The organism is Shewanella sp. 10N.7, from assembly GCF_020806285.1.
Lineage (GTDB): Bacteria > Pseudomonadota > Gammaproteobacteria > Enterobacterales > Shewanellaceae > Shewanella > Shewanella electrodiphila.
In genome coordinates this window covers 131504-149958 of the sequence record NZ_JAJGZS010000005.1, presented here as the reverse complement: position 1 = coordinate 149958, position 18455 = coordinate 131504, and the positions used below count along the sequence as shown (strand labels likewise).

At 39.8% G+C, this 18455-nt stretch carries 15 protein-coding genes and 1 pseudogene; 7 read left to right on the top strand and 9 right to left on the bottom strand.

Annotation, left to right across the window (positions count from 1 at the left end; genetic code table 11):
* Positions 1-5: 5 nt before the first annotated feature.
* The 3 genes from LMH66_RS05015 to cmoA are packed head-to-tail and all read right to left on the bottom strand — an operon-like array spanning position 6 to position 2549.
* A complete protein-coding gene (locus LMH66_RS05015; protein ID WP_229368783.1) occupies positions 6-773 on the bottom strand; it encodes an ATP-dependent zinc protease in 768 nt (255 codons plus the stop codon).
* A gap of 55 nt (positions 774-828) precedes the next feature.
* On the bottom strand, positions 829-1821 hold the full coding sequence (gene cmoB / locus LMH66_RS05010) for a tRNA 5-methoxyuridine(34)/uridine 5-oxyacetic acid(34) synthase CmoB (RefSeq protein WP_229368782.1): 993 nt from the start codon (positions 1819-1821) through the stop codon (positions 829-831).
* Positions 1818-2549 (bottom strand): carboxy-S-adenosyl-L-methionine synthase CmoA, encoded by a 732-nt coding sequence (cmoA, locus tag LMH66_RS05005; RefSeq protein ID WP_102526064.1) that lies wholly within the window; start codon positions 2547-2549, stop codon positions 1818-1820. Before cmoA ends, cmoB begins: the two co-directional genes overlap by 4 nt.
* 293 nt (positions 2550-2842) lie before the next feature.
* Here cmoA and LMH66_RS05000 point away from each other — a divergent pair, with 293 nt between their 5' ends.
* The 7 genes from LMH66_RS05000 to LMH66_RS04970 all read left to right on the top strand — a co-directional run bounded on the left by LMH66_RS05000 (position 2843) and on the right by LMH66_RS04970 (position 14032).
* Complete coding sequence (locus tag LMH66_RS05000; protein WP_229368781.1) at positions 2843-5683, top strand: diguanylate cyclase domain-containing protein; 2841 nt, start codon at positions 2843-2845, stop codon at positions 5681-5683.
* 261 nt (positions 5684-5944) lie between these two features.
* Entirely contained in the window at positions 5945-7726 is a 1782-nt protein-coding gene (gene aspS / locus LMH66_RS04995; RefSeq protein ID WP_102526062.1) for an aspartate--tRNA ligase, read from the top strand.
* Between the two features lie 115 nt (positions 7727-7841).
* The gene (locus LMH66_RS04990) at positions 7842-8588 is read left to right on the top strand and encodes a YebC/PmpR family DNA-binding transcriptional regulator (protein ID WP_102526061.1); all 747 of its coding nucleotides are present in this window, start codon (positions 7842-7844) and stop codon (positions 8586-8588) included.
* A 23-nt stretch (positions 8589-8611) separates the two neighbouring features.
* Positions 8612-9133 (top strand): crossover junction endodeoxyribonuclease RuvC, encoded by a 522-nt coding sequence (gene ruvC / locus LMH66_RS04985; RefSeq protein WP_102526060.1) that lies wholly within the window; start codon positions 8612-8614, stop codon positions 9131-9133.
* Positions 9130-9747 (top strand): Holliday junction branch migration protein RuvA, encoded by a 618-nt coding sequence (gene ruvA / locus LMH66_RS04980; protein ID WP_102526059.1) that lies wholly within the window; start codon positions 9130-9132, stop codon positions 9745-9747. Before ruvC ends, ruvA begins: the two co-directional genes overlap by 4 nt.
* Before the next feature lie 10 nt (positions 9748-9757).
* Positions 9758-10765: a Holliday junction branch migration DNA helicase RuvB gene (ruvB, locus tag LMH66_RS04975; protein WP_102526058.1), complete on the top strand. Its 1008-nt coding sequence runs from the start codon at positions 9758-9760 to the stop codon at positions 10763-10765.
* Between the two features lie 753 nt (positions 10766-11518).
* Complete coding sequence (locus tag LMH66_RS04970; RefSeq protein ID WP_229368780.1) at positions 11519-14032, top strand: TonB-dependent receptor plug domain-containing protein; 2514 nt, start codon at positions 11519-11521, stop codon at positions 14030-14032.
* 72 nt (positions 14033-14104) lie between these two features.
* On the opposite strand, the gene gloA is transcribed toward LMH66_RS04970, so the two are convergent.
* From gloA to LMH66_RS04940, 6 genes and pseudogenes are all read right to left on the bottom strand, one after another.
* Positions 14105-14515 carry a lactoylglutathione lyase gene (gloA, locus tag LMH66_RS04965; protein WP_229368779.1) on the bottom strand — a complete coding sequence of 137 codons (411 nt, stop codon included), beginning with the start codon at positions 14513-14515 and terminating at the stop codon, positions 14105-14107.
* Between the two features lie 329 nt (positions 14516-14844).
* The gene (gene nth / locus LMH66_RS04960) at positions 14845-15486 is read right to left on the bottom strand and encodes an endonuclease III (RefSeq protein WP_102526055.1); all 642 of its coding nucleotides are present in this window, start codon (positions 15484-15486) and stop codon (positions 14845-14847) included.
* A 46-nt stretch (positions 15487-15532) separates the two neighbouring features.
* On the bottom strand, positions 15533-16228 hold the full coding sequence (locus tag LMH66_RS04955; protein WP_102526054.1) for an electron transport complex subunit E: 696 nt from the start codon (positions 16226-16228) through the stop codon (positions 15533-15535).
* The gene (gene rsxG / locus LMH66_RS04950; protein ID WP_102526053.1) at positions 16221-16856 is read right to left on the bottom strand and encodes an electron transport complex subunit RsxG; all 636 of its coding nucleotides are present in this window, start codon (positions 16854-16856) and stop codon (positions 16221-16223) included. The genes LMH66_RS04955 and rsxG overlap by 8 nt, the downstream gene beginning before the upstream one ends.
* Positions 16857-16879: 23 nt before the next feature.
* The gene (gene rsxD, locus LMH66_RS04945; protein ID WP_229368778.1) at positions 16880-17929 is read right to left on the bottom strand and encodes an electron transport complex subunit RsxD; all 1050 of its coding nucleotides are present in this window, start codon (positions 17927-17929) and stop codon (positions 16880-16882) included.
* 2 nt (positions 17930-17931) lie between these two features.
* Positions 17932-18455 (bottom strand): annotated as a pseudogene (locus LMH66_RS04940) (electron transport complex subunit RsxC); the annotation flags it as partial.

Below are 18455 nucleotides of genomic sequence, written 5' to 3'. Positions count from 1 at the left end.
AATTCCTATTGCGCTTCTTTAGTCGATTCTGTTTGTGGTTTTTTGCCATGAACATAAATTTGTCCAACATCAACTACTGCAATGTCTTTCATAAATTTACGGCCAAGAAGTAGCGGGAACTCAAGGTGACTTCGGTCGGTTAAGTTCAAGTCTGTTTCGGCAGCATATTGACCAATTTTTAAATGAGCATGAATCACAGGACGGCGATCGTCTGGTAAATCAGCATCTTGTTTGATACGAACAAAGCGCTCGACTTTATGCTCGAAAGTATTGCCAGGTTGCTTTTCACCGTTGGTCATCACATCAAACCTAACCCATTGAACACCGTTACGCTCAAATAACACAATGTTACGTGCATCTAATGAAGATGACTCTGCACCTGTATCGATGCGGGTTTCAAATGACGCTTTTAACTCATCAACATATACATGCTCAATTTCACCTAAGACTATTTTGTCTGAGACAACTGACTCTGGACACTGTGGTGGCTCACTTAATTGTGCAAGTGCTGCAGCATCATCATTCATTTTTTTAGATTGTTTTGCTAATGCATCAGTAATTTGTAATTTTAGGTCGTTGACTTCAGCACTCAAGGTTTGCATTTCAGTAGATGAGTGAGCACATTGAGCATTTATTGCCTCGATAATCGCAGTTTGTGAAGTTGCAAGATTAGCACTCAATTCCTCACTTCCAACGGGAGTGATTTTCGCACTTGATGCACAGCCTGATATTAATGCGGCGGTGACGGTTAAAATAAATACCTGCTTTAACATGACAATTCCTGTTTTCTTTAATCTAAGCTAATACTTTGATAATTATAATACTATATTAAACTAGGTCGTGATTAGGTTGATTTTTTATCGCTATTATCGTTGCCCGTTTTGGGGCTGGATAACCTTCGACCGTTAAACTTACATCGTTGGGGTCAAGATAATCTACTAAAGATTCATTCTTCATCCATTGTGTTGAGCGTTGCTCTGCCATTGAAGTAATATCCACATCAACGCAACGTATGTCGGTGAAGTCACACTTTTTTAACCATAACATGAGTGCATCGACAGATGGCAAAAACCAGACATTATTCATTTTGCCATATCTGTCTTGTGGGACTAAAACAGCATTTTCATCGCCATCTATCACTAAGGTCTCTAATACAAGTTCACCGCCCATACGCAGTTGATCACGCAATTGCATTATATGATCGATGGGTGAACGACGGTGGTACAAGACCCCCATAGAAAATACGGTATCAAACGCATCTAATGCTGGAAGCTCTTCAATGCCCAGTGGCAATAAATGTACAGGATGTTCATTACCTGCTAAACGCTTTACTGCTTCAAATTGACATAAAAACAGCGGGGAGGGATCAATCCCGACGACACGTTTAGCACCAGCACCTAGCATGCGCCACATGTGATAACCACTGCCACAACCGACATCTAATACTGTGCGATTATCTAATGGAGAAATATGTTCTTTAACCCGATCCCATTTCCAGTCACTTCGCCATTCAGTATCAATTTCGATTCCATGAATGTAAAAAGGGCCTTTACGCCAAGGTTGAAATAACCCAAGTAGATTTTGTAACTTTTCTGTTTGTCCTGGAGTCAGCTGGCTACCGTCACCAATTTTGACTCCGTTGAATAAATCAATATGGGTTGGCGCTGGATAATGTAATTTATTGAGGACTTTTTCCCATTTTGGCAAGTTGCCATGTTTATGTTCTCTTTGCCATTTCCCTAAAATTGCTGGAAGTTCTTCTAGCCAATGTTGCAGGCTTGAATCGGCAATTTGTTGATAAAAGGAGCTAAAACTTATCACTTGATGGCCACCATTGATGCAAAATTAAAACATTGAAACCACACTGTTGAATGGCTAAAACCATTCTCAGTAAAGCGTTGTTGGTGCATGGATAAACTGTCTGGGCGCATCACATTTTCAAGTGCACTGCGCTTTTGGCTAATTTCTAGTTCGCTGTATCCATTTGCGCGTTTGAAGTCTAGATGTTGTTCATCTAAAAGTGTTTGAATCACGTTATCTTCAAATCGTAATTTTTCTGAAATAACTAAAATACCGCCAGGGAGTAAACCTTGATAAATCTTGGCGATTAACTCGTCCCTGTCATGAACAGGTAAAAACTGTAGAGTGAAATTTAATACCACCATTGAAGCATTAGTGATGTCGATGTCTCTAATGTCACCACAAATGAGTTCTACTTCAGTGTCACTGACGTAGGCAGATAAATTTTCTTGGCAACGCTCGATCATCGATTCACTGTTATCAACAGCGATAATACGACATTGTCTTTGCTCAATTTGGCGTCGAATACTCAAAGTCGCAGAACCTAAAGAACTGCCTAAATCATAAATATTAGATTTAGGGGTAACATAACGGTCAGCAAAATCCCCAATCGTACTAATGATTTGGGTATAGCCAGGTACTGATCGTCGTATCATGTCATTAAATACACCTGCAACCCGATTATCAAATTGAAAATCTGATATTTTATCGGTTGCTGCAGCGTAAATTGTATCTTGTTGAGAGTTCATCTGAGGTAACTTGAGAAAATCATAGCTTCATTTTAGCCAATCCTACCAAATAGCAGCAAGTATCCTATTGGTATTTTTTGTTTTATTTTGTTTATTTGCTCTTTTTTGGCTAAATAATTAATTAAGTAGGACAATTGGTCGATATAAATCGGTATGATGAACATATAATTAAAATGATTTACAATTAAGCTTAAGGTTGATTAACAAAATTTCAACCAGATAAAGTGTGTGGTCAAAAAACGAATATAACAAATAACGACTAATAAAATGACAACTAGCACAAAGGAACGCGCTTGAAGTTAATTAGCACTATTTTTACTTTTTTCCTGTTTACGTTGATGACATTTATTGTATCAGCCGATGAAAATGAATCCGCCTCGGTATCATCATTGGCTTTTCCAAATTCATTAGCCATTTCAATGAGTGAAGATGCTTACCCTTATCAATTTGTTGATGATAACGGTAACCCCGCAGGTGTCATGGTAGATTTATGGCGCGAGTGGGCATCTGCAACAGGCGTAAAAGTGTCGTTTTATCCCATGCAATGGCAACAATCTTTACAATCAGTCGCTGACGGTGACGGTGACGTCGATGCTCACATTGGTATGGCAATAACCAAAGAGCGACAGCAACTATTTTCATATGCAGATAAAGTATCTTCTCTTAATTCCTACCTTTACCTTCACAAAGATATTGCTAATAAAAAAGCGATTAGTGATATTCGTCCTTTTAAAATAGGCATTATTGAAGGGACTTCACATGAACAGGACTTACTCGCGATAGAACCCAGCCTGACATTTAAATATTTTAAGACTAAAAAAGCGTTATACGATGCTGTTGTTGCAGGTGAAATATACGTATTTGCAACGATTCAAGGCTATAACCAAGGCATTCCTATTAATTTAGAACTAGCCAACAATTTCCATATATCTTCACGCATATTGATTAAAGAAATAGAACTTGCGCCAGTAGTCTCTTTGCTAAATCAATCTTGGGTCTCCTTTATTAATGAAGGTTTTAAGAAAGTGTCTACTACCCATGTCGATGAAATTGAAAAGCGTTGGTTTGGCTATCGTCGTGAATCCAACGGTCTATTGATTGCGATGCAAATGAATGTAGAGCCATTTGTGGATATTGGTTTAGACGGTTTACCCCATGGTTTATATGTCGATTTGTGGCGACTTTGGTCTGAAAAAACAGGAATTTCAATAGACTTTATCCCAAGCGACATGAATGGCAGCATTGAACTCATTAAAGATGGTCATGCCGACGTACATATTGGTTACCCTGAGAGTGAAGAAATCAATACCGGTCTTAATAGAGCTAATCATTTTTATTCAGTTAAAAGTCGATTCTTTAGCTACAACAAAGAAATCAAAGATATTAGTGAAATTGATGGTAAACGTATCGGATTGTTTGCCACATCACCTTATATCATCGAGCTTAGGAAAGTGCTTCCTAATGCGCAGATACGTTATTACGATTCCATGGAGCAATTAATCAAGGCAAGTCGTGATGGCGACATCGCAGGCTTTGTTGCTGCAAGTGCTTACACTTCACACTACCTATTACATCAAAAATCATGGTCTGAGTTTTATCAATATAATAAGCTCGATTTTGGTACTCAAATATATAACCTCACCAATGTAGAAGATACAGAACTTGCAGAGCGCATCGCTAATGGTTTTCAACTAATTAGTGATTTCGAAATGGCAAAACTTGAACAGAAATGGCTTTTAAATAAAGCCGATAGAACATTTTCTACTGTCGATAAACAAATCTATATCAGTAATAAAGACAGAAAATATTTAGACTCACTGGGTGCAATTAAACTGGGGTATTTAACTCAGTGGGCGCCCATGGAGTATCAAAATGAATTAGGTGAATTTTCCGGTATTAATAAAGAAGTTATCGAAATTGTTACAGAGCAACTAGGCATCGATATTATTCCTGTTGCCTATCAGCAGTGGGACAAACTCAATAAAGACTTACAAAACGGCAGTATTCATTTAGTCGGCAGTATGGCAAATAATAAAAATCGAGAGCCAGCACTTGAGTTTACAGAAGGTTATTGGCCATCACCTTGGGCTATTGCGACTACGTTAACTCAACAGCCGTTGTTCAATTTAAGCCAATATAACGGTAAGCGAATAGGGGTAGTCAAAGGCTATAACTTGATCAATATATTGCGCCAACAATTTCCAGGTTTAGAAATTGTTCAAGTAGATAATACTCAACGTGGTTTACAGGCAGTTTCTTCTGGTGATGTCGATTTATTCATCGAACAAGTTGTGACCCTTGCTTATGTGCTCAATGAAGGGGAGTTTCCTGATTTAAAAATGGCCTTAGTTGCAGATTTAACAGAACAAAAAAGTCATATTGGTGTTTATCCAAAACTCAAAACTATCATTCCATTATTGAACCGCGCCATTGAAACGATTGATGAAACCAAACAACAGCAGATGTACCAAAAATGGGTGGCGGTTGACTTGCGTTCTGAAGCGGACAAATATCAAAAGTGGTTTAAAATTGTACTATTAGGTTCGCTGATTATCAGTATGATCACCTTTATCGTCTTCTTGGGTAATAAACGTCTTAAACGTGAAATTACTTTGAGAAAAACGGCTGAGCAAAAGATAAAGTTTGTTGCAGAGCACGACCCTGTGACTAAACTCCCTAATCGTGGTTTACTCGATGACCGTTTAGCGTGTGCGATCAAAGCCCATGAACGTGAACAAGCCAAGTTTGCATTGTTATTTATAGATTTAGACAAATTCAAGAATGTTAATGATCAACATGGTCATCACATTGGTGACGCATTATTAATTCACATTGCCACAGCACTTAAATCAGTAGTTCGAAAATCTGATACCGTGTCGCGTTTTGGAGGCGATGAATTTGTCATCTTACTTAACAAGGTCGACAGCAGCGAATGCGCGATAAAAGTCGCAGATAATATTATTAATGTGTTATCTGACCCCCTCATTATTGAAGGAATAACATTAACTGCATCAGCCAGTATCGGTATTGCGGTTTATCCAGATGATGGTGATGATGCTATCGCCATATTACAGATGGCTGATAAAAAGATGTACAAAGTAAAAAAGCAGGGTGGTGATCAACGCAGCTTTTAATCACCGGTTGAGTTTTCAAGGTGATGAACAAACAAAATTGTCTTATTTGCTGTTTTTTTACTCGGTTATAACGGGAACTTTCTCTAAAGCCTGTTCAATTGCAGTAAACTAATCGATACTTCCATGCAAAAATGTAGCACACGTTCAATAAACGCGTTTTTAGGCGTATTATAAGTGCTATAGTTGCCTGCATTATTTTAATATAATGCCAAATTAAATTGTTTTTTAGACACCTATTTCCGAATTAAAGGGTAGAGTTAAATGCGCAGTCATTATTGTGGAGACGTTAATAAGTCTCATCTTGGTCAAGAAGTCACCTTAGTCGGTTGGGTTAACCGTAGTCGCGATTTAGGCGGCGTAATTTTTTTAGATCTTCGTGACAGAGAAGGGATAGTTCAAGTTGTTTACGATCCAGACTTGGAAGACGTTTTCAAAGTAGCCAGCAGTTTACGCGGTGAGTTCTGTGTACAAGTTAAAGGTTTAGTTCGTGCAAGACCTGATAGTCAAATTAATGCACAAATGAAAACTGGCGAAATTGAAGTCTTAGGTCAAGCCCTAACAATTATTAATGCTTCAGCGCCGCTTCCTTTGAGCATGGATAATCATCAAAACAACAGTGAAGAACAGCGCTTAAAGTATCGCTATCTTGACTTACGTCGCCCTGAAATGGCTGACCGTATTGTTTTCCGTTCAAAAGTCACTAGCGCGGTTCGTCGTTTCCTTGATGATAGCGGTTTCTTGGATATTGAAACGCCTATTTTGACCAAAGCCACACCAGAAGGTGCGCGTGATTATCTAGTACCAAGCCGTACTTATAAAGGTCAGTTCTTTGCTCTGCCACAGTCTCCTCAATTATTTAAACAATTGCTGATGATGTCTGGCTTTGATCGTTATTACCAGATTGTAAAATGTTTCCGTGATGAAGATTTACGCGCTGATCGTCAGCCTGAATTTACTCAAATTGATATCGAAACTTCTTTCATGTCAGCTGAGCAAGTCATGGAAAAAACTGAAACTATGGTTCGCGGGTTATTCAACGAATTAATGAATGTTGATTTAGGTGAGTTCCCACGTATGTCATATGCAGAAGCTATGACGCGTTATGGTTCTGATAAGCCAGATTTACGTAACCCACTTGAACTTGTTGATGTTGCTGACTTAGTTAAAGATGTTGAGTTCGCAGTATTTAGTGGTCCAGCTAACGATGAAGAAGGTCGTGTTGCAGCGCTTCGTATCCCAACAGGTGCATCTTTATCTCGTAAGCAAATCGATAACTACACTAAATATGCTGGCATTTACGGTGCTAAAGGCCTAGCGTGGATGAAGATTAATGATTTATCTGCTGGTATCGAAGGTATTCAATCACCAGTACTTAAATTCTTAAACGAAGATATCGTCAATCAAATTATCGCACGTACTAATGCTGAAACTGGCGACATCATCTTATTTGGCGCAGATAAAGCAAACGTTGTTGCTGAAGCAATGGGTGCATTACGTCTTAAAGCCGGTGAAGACTTTGAACTTCTTGAAGGTGAGTGGCGCCCGATGTGGGTTGTTGACTTCCCAATGTTCGAAAAAATCAATGGTGGTTACCATGCAGTTCACCATCCGTTTACAGCTCCGCGCGGCGTAACTGCTGAAGAACTTGAAGCCAATCCAGGTGCAGCAATTTCAGATGCTTACGATATGGTATTAAATGGTTGCGAATTAGGTGGTGGTTCTGTTCGTATTCATAATGCTGACATGCAAAGTGCGGTATTCCGTATTTTAGGCATTGATGATAAAGAAGCGAATGAAAAGTTTGGTTTCTTACTCGAAGCATTACGTTACGGTACACCACCGCATGCAGGTTTAGCATTTGGCTTAGACCGTATTATCATGTTAATGACAGGTGCTAGTTCAATTCGTGATGTAATGGCATTCCCGAAAACAACGACTGCAGCATGTCCATTAACGAATGCCCCAGGATTTGCCAATCCTCAGCAATTAGTTGATTTAGGGATTAGCGTTATCCCTCAAGAAAAGCCTGCCGCTGACGAATAATGTTAATCAGCAAAATTACAAATCTCATTGGTTTGTACTAAAGCGTTAACCCACATACCGAGGCTTTTGCCTCGGTCTGTTTTTATATAGAACAAAAATAACTGAAGGAGTCACAATGGCTGGTCACAGTAAATGGGACAACATTAAACACCGTAAAGCTGCTCAAGATGCAAAACGAGGTAAGCTATTCAGTAAATTTATTCGAGAGTTAACGGTATCTGCTCGTGAAGGAGGCTCAGATCCTGATGCTAACCCGCGTCTACGTGCAGCAATTGATAAAGCATTATCAAATAACATGACTCGTGACACTGTTGAACGTGCTGTCAAACGTGGGGCTGGTGAACTCGATGGTCAGCAATTAGATACCATTATTTATGAAGGTTATGGGCCTGGTGGTACAGCAGTTATGGTAGAAACCATGACAGATAATAAAAACCGTACCGTATCAGGCGTACGTAATGCCTTTAGTAAATCTGGTGGAAATTTAGGTACTGATGGCTCAGTGGCATATATGTTCACTAAATCAGGGGTTATTTCTTATGATGCAGCCATTGACGAAGACGAATTAATGGACGCTGCACTAGAAGCTGGCGCTGATGATGTTGTCACTCATGACAATGGTGCATTTGATGTTCTGACTACACCTGATGCCTTTGGCAGTGTTAAAGATGCACTGGATGCTGCTGGATTTGAAGCCATCAATGCAGAAGTCACTATGATAGCAGGTACCAAAGCTGAATTAGATGCCGATACTGCGGCAAAATTTATGCGTTTAATTGATAACCTAGAAGATCATGATGATGTTCAGGAAGTTTATCATAATGCTGAAATCTCAGATGAAGTGATGGAAAGCCTTGAATAATTGTTCCAAGGAAGCGTAAAGCGATGACAATCATTTTGGGTATTGACCCAGGTTCGCGGATCACAGGTTATGGTGTCATTCAATGTCAGGGTAGACAGCAAAGATACCTTGGTAGTGGTTGTATTCGCACCTCAGCAGATGATCTGCCCACTAGACTTAAACAAGTCTTTGATGGGGTCACTGAAATAATAAAGCAGTACCAACCCGACCAATTTGCTATTGAACGAGTTTTTATGGCAAAAAATGCTGATTCAGCCCTTAAATTGGGTCAAGCAAGAGGCGTAGCCATTGTCGCTGCAATGAATGCGGGTTTACCTGTTGCCGAATACAGTGCAACTCAAATTAAAAGTGCGGTTGTAGGAACTGGACGCGCGCAAAAAACACAAGTTCAGCATATGATCCAACAAATTTTTAAGTTGCCAGCAGCCCCCCAAGCGGATGCGGCAGATGCGTTGGGCGTTGCTGTATGTCATAACCATACTTTTCAAAGTTTAATTGCAATGGGCGGAAAAGCCCAAAGCCGCACATATGGACGATATAAATGATAGGAAGATTAAGTGGACTTGTTGTTGAGAAACAAGCGCCTGAAATAGTGTTAGATGTTAATGGCGTGGGTTATGAGTTACAAGTACCTATGACCAGCTTTTACGAGCTTCCGGAACTTAATCAAGTTGCAATGTTATACACTCATTTTGTGGTTCGTGAAGATGCGCAGTTACTATATGGTTTTATCACTAAACAAGAGCGTGCACTGTTTCGCTTATTAATAAAAACCAATGGTGTCGGTCCCAAGTTAGCTTTAACTATTTTATCTGGCATGACAGCATCTGAGTTTGTTAATTGTGTCGAAAGAGATGATATTGCTACTTTAGTCAAACTTCCCGGTGTCGGTAAGAAAACGGCTGAGCGCTTAGTTATCGAAATGCGTGATAAATTGAAAAGCTTATTAGAAGCATCAGTAGGTTCTGAACGTGAATTTGCTCTACAAAGTAATTATAAGCCTGCAGCCATCGAAAATAATGCAGAAGAAGATGCCATTGCTGCATTAATTGCTTTAGGTTACAAACCAGCACAGGCAAGTAAAGCTGTGCTAAGTGCTTATAGCGACGGAATGACAAGTGAGGTGTTAATTAAAGCCTCTCTAAAGTCAATGTTATAAAGAGGCCACAATGATAGAAGCGGATCGTTTAATCCAGCCACAAGAATTCGAGCAAGAAGTTCACATTGATAGAGCTATGCGGCCTAAAATGTTGGAGGATTACACAGGACAGGATGATACTCGTGCCCAGTTAAAGGTGTTTATTGAGGCCGCGCTAAAGCGCGAAGAAGCACTTGATCACATGCTCATCTTCGGCCCTCCAGGACTCGGAAAAACCACATTAGCTATGATCGTTGCGAATGAAATGGGCGTCAATATCAAATCGACTTCTGGGCCGGTACTTGAAAAAGCAGGGGATTTAGCTGCTCTTCTAACAAACCTTGAACATGGTGACGTGTTATTTATAGATGAAATACACCGTTTGAGCCCTGTTGTCGAAGAAATCCTATACCCAGCAATGGAAGATTACCAATTAGATATCATGATTGGCGAAGGCCCTGCTGCAAGATCTATTAAACTTGATTTACCGCCTTTTACCTTGATTGGCGCAACTACCCGCGCGGGTGCGTTAACTTCACCATTACGTGCAAGGTTCGGTATTCCACTTCGTTTAGAGTTTTATAACGTCAAAGATCTGTGCACCATTGTCACCCGTTCTGCCAAGGTGATGGAGTTACCGATAGATGAAGCGGGGGCATATGAAATTGCAAAGCGCTCACGTGGTACACCACGGATTGCTAACCGGTTATTACGACGAGTGCGAGATTATGCCGAAGTAAAACATGATGGGTTTGTAACTGAAGAAGTCGCTCAAAAAGCATTAGATTTATTAGATGTTGATTTAGAGGGCTTTGATTACCTTGATAGAAAGTTATTATTAGCCATTATTGATAAGTTCATGGGCGGACCGGTAGGGTTAGATAACTTAGCGGCTGCAATTGGCGAAGACCGCGAAACTATCGAAGATGTGCTAGAGCCCTTTTTAATTCAACAAGGGTTTATTCAGCGTACACCAAGAGGGCGAATAGCGACTGACAGAGCATATCAACATTTTGATATAATCAAACCTGCAGAATAAATTGTTAATATTAAATCAAGACAATAAAATAGAAAAAGGAAAGCACAGGCTTTCCTTTTTTATTGCCCAATTAAAATGAATATCTATGCAATGAGCCGAGAACCAACTTATTAACATTTTCTTTTGTTTAAACTTTATAAAGTGAAATTCATAAATTCGATAAATGTTTATTTTTTTGTTAGTTAACGCTTAATTGTTCTGTGAATGTAAAAAGTTATTACTTAATGTTCTTCATTCAATAGTGAGGAATAAAACAACTGCAGTAAAATAATCACCCTTTATTGTCGCCAATCAACTTGGTTAATAAACCTCCTTAATTTAGCAATTAGCTCTGAGTCACAGCAGGACTGAGTTTCAGTGTTTTTAATTGTGAATAATTTAAATTCTGAATGAAAACTGAAGATATTTGATTTAACCGAGTCAAGGTTCAAACTATTTATGTGATCTACGTCACACTTTTGTAATCGGGTAAGTTTTAAAAATGTTATTTGTGACCTAGGTAATAATTCTATTGCACAGGTGTTTTACTAGTTTATTCAACTGAAATATTAAACTAATAATGTTTTGAGATGTTTATCACTTATTTGGGTTTACATATACACTGCATATTAATTAACAAAAAACGATTCAAAAGTTACAAGTTAGTGGTTTGACGAAATATCTCTGGTTATTCAGTATCTAGTCCAACGCAAATTTAAATACTTATTTAATTGCGTAAACAGAATAAGAAAAGATATCACCAGGGAGCAACAAATGATTAAAAAATCTAAAATATCAAACAGCATTAATGTGGCGTTATTAGCCTCAGTTTCTGCTGCTTCAGCAGTTTCAGTAAGCGCTTATGCTGAAGAAGAATCTGCAAACGTAGAAAGAATTGCAGTCACAGGCTCCCGTATTCAACGTCAAGACATGGAAACTGCTTCTCCAGTAACTGTAATTGATGCAGGTGCTATCCGTGCGGAAGGTTACAACTCAGTAGATGAGATTTTACAATCACAACCAGCAATGGCTGGTATGGCTGTGGGTTCTACTACCAACAATGGTGCAGACGGTGTTGCTCAAGTTGACTTACGTGGTATGGGTTCAAATAGAACCTTAGTATTGCTAAACGGCCGTCGTATGGTTAACTCGGGTTCAGGTGCTGATAGCGCAGTAGATTTGAATACTATCCCAGTAGCCATGATTGCACGTGTAGAAATTCTAAAAGATGGCGCATCTGCAGTATATGGTTCTGATGCCATTGCTGGTGTAGTTAACATTATCACTAAGAAAGATTTCGAAGGTTTCCAATTCGATGTAAATGGCGGCGCGACTTCTGAAGGCGACGGCGAAAACATCGAGTTAAGTGGTTTATACGGTTTCAACACTGACCGCGGCAACTTCACATTTGGTTTAGCATACTCTGAACGTAAAGGTGTTATGCAAGGCGATCGTGATTGGGTTGAACAGGGTGAAAGTTCGTTTATTCCTGAAGGTACTTTAGGTGGAAAGCAAATCAACCCTGAAACAGGTGAGTGGGGTGATCGTGAATATGGGTATGATTACACACAAGATAGCTGGCTACAAACGCCAAACAAACGCTATAGCTTCTTTGCAAATGGTATGCATGAGCTAAATAATGACATGATTTTGTCTGGTGATGTTTTATATACAAAACGTAAATCAAAGCAAATGATGGCAGCTCAACCAGCCAATCTAGATCTTAAAGTTTGTGAAAACAATATTAAGCAAGACGATTGTATTACCCTTGATCAAGCTATGATTGACGGTGGCGTTGCAGCTGATGAAGAAGGCATGATTAATTACCGTAAGCGTATGAATGATGTGGGTAATCGTGTTTACGAGCAAGAAACCGATACATTCCGTATTTCTGCTGGCCTTGCTGGTGTTATCGATGTAAACACTGGAATGGATTGGGATCTTTCTTACACATACGGTAAAAACGAAGCTGATACTTGGGTTCATAATTCAATTCACCAAGGCAACATGGAAAAATCAATCTATGCAAATCAAGATGCATGGTTTGGTGGCGACCCAATGAGCCAAGAGATGATTGATGCGGTTAGCTACACTGAACAAACTAACGGTGGTAACGAACAACACGTTGTTGCTGGTGTCATCAGTGGTGAAGCATTTGACTTAGAAGCAGGTGCAGTTGCATTCGCAATTGGTGCAGAATACCGTCATGAAAGCGGTTATTACAATCCAGATCCAGTGATTGTTGCTGGTGAAGGTACTGCAGCTCAACAAGATCCAACAGATGGTAGCTTTGATGTTTTCTCAGTATACCAAGAAGTTAGTGTACCGTTTACCGATAAACTAACCGGTGAATTTGCATTACGTTACGATGACTACTCTACTTTTGGTAGCGCAGCAACGTGGAAAATTGGCTTAACTTACGAAGCAACAGGTGACTTAATGCTACGTACTGTAGCTGCAACTGGTTTCCGTGCACCAAGCGTGAGCGAGCTATACGGCGGTAATTCAGGTTCTTACGATTACCTAACTGACCCTTGGAACAATGAGCAAGACCCACAAATATTAGTTAACTACACATCTGATGAAGACTTAGATGCTGAAACATCTGAATCTTTCACTGCCGGTTTAGTGTACTCACCTAGCTACATTGAAGGTATGTCACTAACGTTAGACTGGTGGAGATTCAAGATTGACGGTGCTATTGCACGTCTTGATGTTCAAGCTGGCTTAGATAACTGTTTTGCTGGTGACGCATCAGCTTGTGACACATTTAACATCGGCGCTAATGGCGATTTATCGGATTTGACTAACCCGCTAACTAACGTTGGTTATCAAGATACAAGTGGTATCGATTTCAACTTAGCTTACACTTTCGAAGGTTTAGGTTTAGATTGGAAAATCAACAATGACTTAACCTACTTGTTAAACTTTGAGCAAGACGGTGTTGATTACACAGGTACAATCGGTGGTATGTACGGCGGGTATGCAGAATACAAAAACAACTTTAACCTAACGGCTAGCCGTGGTGATTGGAGTGTTATGTATTCAAACCGTTACATCGGTGAAATGAATGATGTAAACACAGGTGAAGATATCTCTTCAGTGCTGTACCACAACATTTCAGGTGTATATCACTTTACCGATGGTTTCTCTGCGAACGTAGGTGTTAAAAACCTAACTAACGAAGAACCTGTAAGTGTAACTAGTGGTAATGAAGCTGGTACTGTACCAGAGGTTTATGACACTCTAGGGCGTCAAATCTACGCTGGCATCTCAATGAAGTTCTAATCGAACTTTACAGCATCAAAAAAGCCAGCATTTGCTGGCTTTTTTATTGGTTGATGAACTAAACAATAATTATTAGCCCAATCCCTCACTCATTGCTTTCTTCTGTATCAGTTCAATTTTATAACCATCTGGATCTTCAACAAAAGCAATCTCAGTACTTCCGCCTGCTACAGGTCCTGGAGCACGGGTAACTTTACCGCCAGCTGCAGCAATCGCATCACAGCGTTGATAGATATCTTCTTCGCCAATGGCGAGATGACCAAATCCAGTACCTAAATCGTAATTTTCAGTGCCCCAGTTATAAGTTAACTCAATCACTGCTTGGCCAGTTGATTCTTCAGCAAAACCGACAAATGCAAGGGTATATTGATATTCAGCATTTTCTGATTGTCTGAGTAATTTCATGCCCATGACTTGAGTATAAAACTCAATACTGCGCTCAAGGTTACCGACTCGGATCATAGTATGTAATAGTTGCGACATAGGTGCTCTTTAGTTATTGATTGGGTATTTTTTGTAAGCATAACAAATTTCTATTGCAGTTAAAAAATTGATTTGGAATATTATTTTTTGTTGTTTAACATCACATAATCACGGTTAAAAGCTGTGAAATATATCCATATTAGCTAGAATTAACTTATATTCATTTGGAGACAAGATAATGACAACAGAACTAAAAATGGCTCTAGGTACCTCAGTAGTAATCGCAATTTGTTTCAGTGCTTTTTTTGTATCGTTGTTTTAATAACCTTGACCAAATAGCCATAAAAAAACCGCTTAACGCGGTTTTTTTGTGTCTGAAATAAATTGATTCAATCTTCAGGGTAAACCTTGTCTTTGAATTCACACAAATCTTCTATCATACAGCTACCGCAACGCGGCTTTCTAGCGATGCAGGTATAGCGTCCATGTAAGATAAACCAATGGTGAACATCAACTTTAAATTCAGCAGGGGTGACTTTAAGCATTTTTTCTTCAACTTGATCGACATTCTTGCCCATAGCAAACTTGGTTCGGTTCGCCATTCTGAAAATATGCGTATCAACGGCTATCGTCGGCCATCCAAAGGCAGTGTTGAGCACAACATTAGCTGTTTTTCTGCCTACGCCGGGTAGGGCTTCTAATGCTTCTCGATTTTCTGGCACTTCACCACCGTGTAAATCGATTAGCATTTTACAGGCTTTAATGACGTTAATCGCTTTGTTGTTATACAAGCCTATAGTTTTAATATAGGTTTTTAAGCCATCAACACCAAGGTCGTAAATTGATTGAGCTGTATTAGCAACTGGAAATAGTTTATCGGTTGCTTTGTTGACACTCACATCGGTTGCTTGCGCAGAAAGCGTTACCGCGACTAGCAATTCAAATGGGCTGGCAAAGTTAAGTTCTGTTTCAGGCTTAGGGTTATTATCTCTAAGCCTAGTCAGCATTTCATAGCGTTTTTGTTTATTCATTTTATTTATTCATTTTATTTATTCGTTATGTTGATATTTCAGTTATTTAACCGACTTTAGTGATCCGCGCACGTGCAATAGCTTCTGGTGCTTGTTGAGGTTTCTTTTGCTCAATTTTACTATCTATAACGTTTTTAAGTGCGATCAGTAATCCCATAGCGATAAAAGCGCCAGGTGGCAACATTGCTAGCAAAAACGGTGTATCAACATTAAATACTTGAATGGTGAGATTCGCTGCCCAGTCTCCCAGTAATAGTTCAGCTCCATCAAATAAGGTTCCTTGGCCAAGTATTTCTCTCATACCGCCTAAAACAACCAAAATTGCCGTAAAGCCAACACCCATCATTAATCCATCAAATGCAGCACTGGTAACATTATTGCGAGACGCAAACGCTTCAGCGCGGCCAATAATGACGCAGTTTGTTACGATAAGTGGTAAGAAGATCCCTAAGGATAAGTAAAGGCCATAAGCATATGCGTTGATGAGTAACTGTACACAAGTCACTAGTGCGGCGATGATCATGACAAATACAGGGATGCGTATTTCTTTGGGAACAAATTCACGCACTAAAGAAACCAGCACATTGGAGCCTACAAGCACAATGAGTGTTGCGAGGCCTAAACCTAACGCATTAGTGACTGTAGCAGTAACAGCTAAAAGAGGGCAAAGCCCAAGTAGTTGTACAAGCCCAGGGTTATTTTTCCATAATCCTTGCCATGCAATTTCACGATAATTAGTCATTTTCACGTCCACAATGATTGACGGTGTTATAAAGTGATTCTCTATTCGCGCTGACAAAAGCGAGCGCATTGTTAATGGCGTTGACGTAAGCACGCGGTGTAATCGTTGCCCCAGTGAATTGATCTATGTCGCCACCATCTTTTTTAACTGCCATTGGCTTGCTATTTGGGTCGTACAATAAATTGCTAAAGCCTAATACCCAATCTGATTTACGAAGTTCAATTTTATCGCCAAGCCCTGGGGTTTCTTGATGAGTTAAGGTTCTAACACCTAATAACTCATTGTCATTATTAACACCTAAAATGATTTTAATGTCACCGTTATAACCATCTGGTGCAATAGCTTCAATTGCAATCGCTATAGGTTCATTATTCATCTTAGCAATATAAACAGGCAACGCTTCATCAGAACCAAGGAACTCTTGATTGGTCACTAAAATACAATCTTCAGTTAACTCATTATCATGCAAATGATTAGGGATAATTTGTTCTAAGATACCTGCAAGCTGTTTACGTTGCTGGTCGATAATTCGATCTTCGGTAAAAAAATTCACTGAAGCGACCAAGCCTGTGCAACAGAGTGCGAACAGGGCAAGGATAAGGCCGTTTCGAGTAATAATATTGAACATGTTTAATCCTGTAGTTTAGCGGCTTAATTTCCCGCGCGATGACCATATGAACGAGGACGGATATAGTAATCGATAAATGGTGCACACATGTTGGCAAGTAACACTGCAAACGCTACGGCATCAGGGTAACCACCGTAAGTTCTAATCACGAAAACTAATACACCAATAATGGCACCGAACAAGAGTCTTCCACGTGTACTGGTCGCCGCAGTGACAGGATCAGTTGCAATAAAAAATGCGCACAACATTGTCCCGCCAGAAAATAGGTGCAGCATTGGGCTTGCGTGAGTGTCTGGGTTGAGTAAAAATCCGAAACCCGAACAAACGAATATTGCTAATAAAATACCAGTGCTAATGTGCCAACGTATTACTTTAAGTTTCAACATAATTAGGCCACCTGCAAGGTAGGCTAAATTGATCCAGAACCAACCAACACCAGTCATGCCATCAAATACATTACGCTGTAGACTTTCACTACTTGTCATACCCATTGATAAGTCTGTTTTGAAGGTATCAAGCGGCGTGGCCATCGTATGTCCATCAACGGCAATTCGAAAATGATCTAAGCCCGCACTGGTAAATTCAAAAATATGGGCAAAAGCTGCCACAATACCCACCTGATTCGCAGCTAATTCAGCAGGCGCTACCCAGTTAGTCATTTGCACTGGAAAGGATACGAGCAGTAATACATAAGCCGCCATGGCAGGGTTGAATATGTTATTACCTAATCCGCCATATAAGTGCTTAACAATCACCATCGCAAACCCGCAACCAATGACAGTCATCCACCAAGGGGTAAGTGGTGGGATTGCTATAGCGATTAATATCCCAGTAACCAATGCACTGTTATCAGATAAGGCATTTTTAATCGATTTATTACGAAGCTTCATTATTGCAGCTTCTGCCGATAAACAAGTTAATACAGCAATTAGGATTTGTACCAGAGTACCCATACCAAAAAAGTATACTTGAGCCAAAATTCCAGGAATTAAACATAATGCAACGCGTTGCATTACTTTATTGGTGTGCAATGTGGTGCTGACATGGGGAGAGGATGCAATTTTAAATGCCATGATTATTCCTTTTCGCTCAACTTCTGTTTATTAGCCAGTTTTTTCGCTTTGGCTTTTGCAACCGCTGCAGCTATACGTGCTTTTTTATCGTCTACTGGTTCGCTTACATTAGAAGGCGTAACAGGCAGGGCACTTGTTTCGGTTTTAGCTGGTGAAATAAGCGCATCAGCCTTTGTTCTGTCATCAGACTCAACATCAGTTTTATTTTCAGATTCAGCTGCTTTTTGCGCTAATTTTTTCGCTTTAGCACGTGCGACAGCTGCGGCTATTTTAGCTTTCTTATCATCAAGCGGTTCGGATACATCAGAATCCGTACCTGTACCTATTTCTGACTGAACTTGCACTTGTGGCGCTTGCACTTGAGAAGACTGCTCTTGAAATGATTGCACTGGCGAACTTTGTATATCCGTATCGGCAGCTGACTCAGCTTGTTTTTGAGCGAGTTTTTTCGCTTTAGCACGCGCTACAGCAGCGGCTATTTTAGCTTTCTTATCATCAAGCGGTTCGGATACATCAGAATCCGTAC

Excerpts from the sequence above, each read along its gene's own strand:
- LMH66_RS05015 (WP_229368783.1), bottom strand. The coding sequence starts at position 773 with ATGTTAAAGCAGGTATTTATTTTAACCGTCACCGCCGCATTAATATCA.
- cmoA (WP_102526064.1), bottom strand. The coding sequence starts at position 2,549 with ATGAACTCTCAACAAGATACAATTTACGCTGCAGCAACCGATAAAATA.
- aspS (WP_102526062.1), top strand. The coding sequence starts at position 5,945 with ATGCGCAGTCATTATTGTGGAGACGTTAATAAGTCTCATCTTGGTCAA.
- LMH66_RS04990 (WP_102526061.1), top strand. The coding sequence starts at position 7,842 with ATGGCTGGTCACAGTAAATGGGACAACATTAAACACCGTAAAGCTGCT.
- ruvC (WP_102526060.1), top strand. The coding sequence starts at position 8,612 with ATGACAATCATTTTGGGTATTGACCCAGGTTCGCGGATCACAGGTTAT.
- ruvA (WP_102526059.1), top strand. The coding sequence starts at position 9,130 with ATGATAGGAAGATTAAGTGGACTTGTTGTTGAGAAACAAGCGCCTGAA.
- ruvB (WP_102526058.1), top strand. The coding sequence starts at position 9,758 with ATGATAGAAGCGGATCGTTTAATCCAGCCACAAGAATTCGAGCAAGAA.
- LMH66_RS04970 (WP_229368780.1), top strand. The coding sequence starts at position 11,519 with ATGATTAAAAAATCTAAAATATCAAACAGCATTAATGTGGCGTTATTA.
- gloA (WP_229368779.1), bottom strand. The coding sequence starts at position 14,515 with ATGTCGCAACTATTACATACTATGATCCGAGTCGGTAACCTTGAGCGC.
- nth (WP_102526055.1), bottom strand. The coding sequence starts at position 15,486 with ATGAATAAACAAAAACGCTATGAAATGCTGACTAGGCTTAGAGATAAT.
- LMH66_RS04955 (WP_102526054.1), bottom strand. The coding sequence starts at position 16,228 with ATGACTAATTATCGTGAAATTGCATGGCAAGGATTATGGAAAAATAAC.
- rsxG (WP_102526053.1), bottom strand. The coding sequence starts at position 16,856 with ATGTTCAATATTATTACTCGAAACGGCCTTATCCTTGCCCTGTTCGCA.
- rsxD (WP_229368778.1), bottom strand. The coding sequence starts at position 17,929 with ATGGCATTTAAAATTGCATCCTCTCCCCATGTCAGCACCACATTGCAC.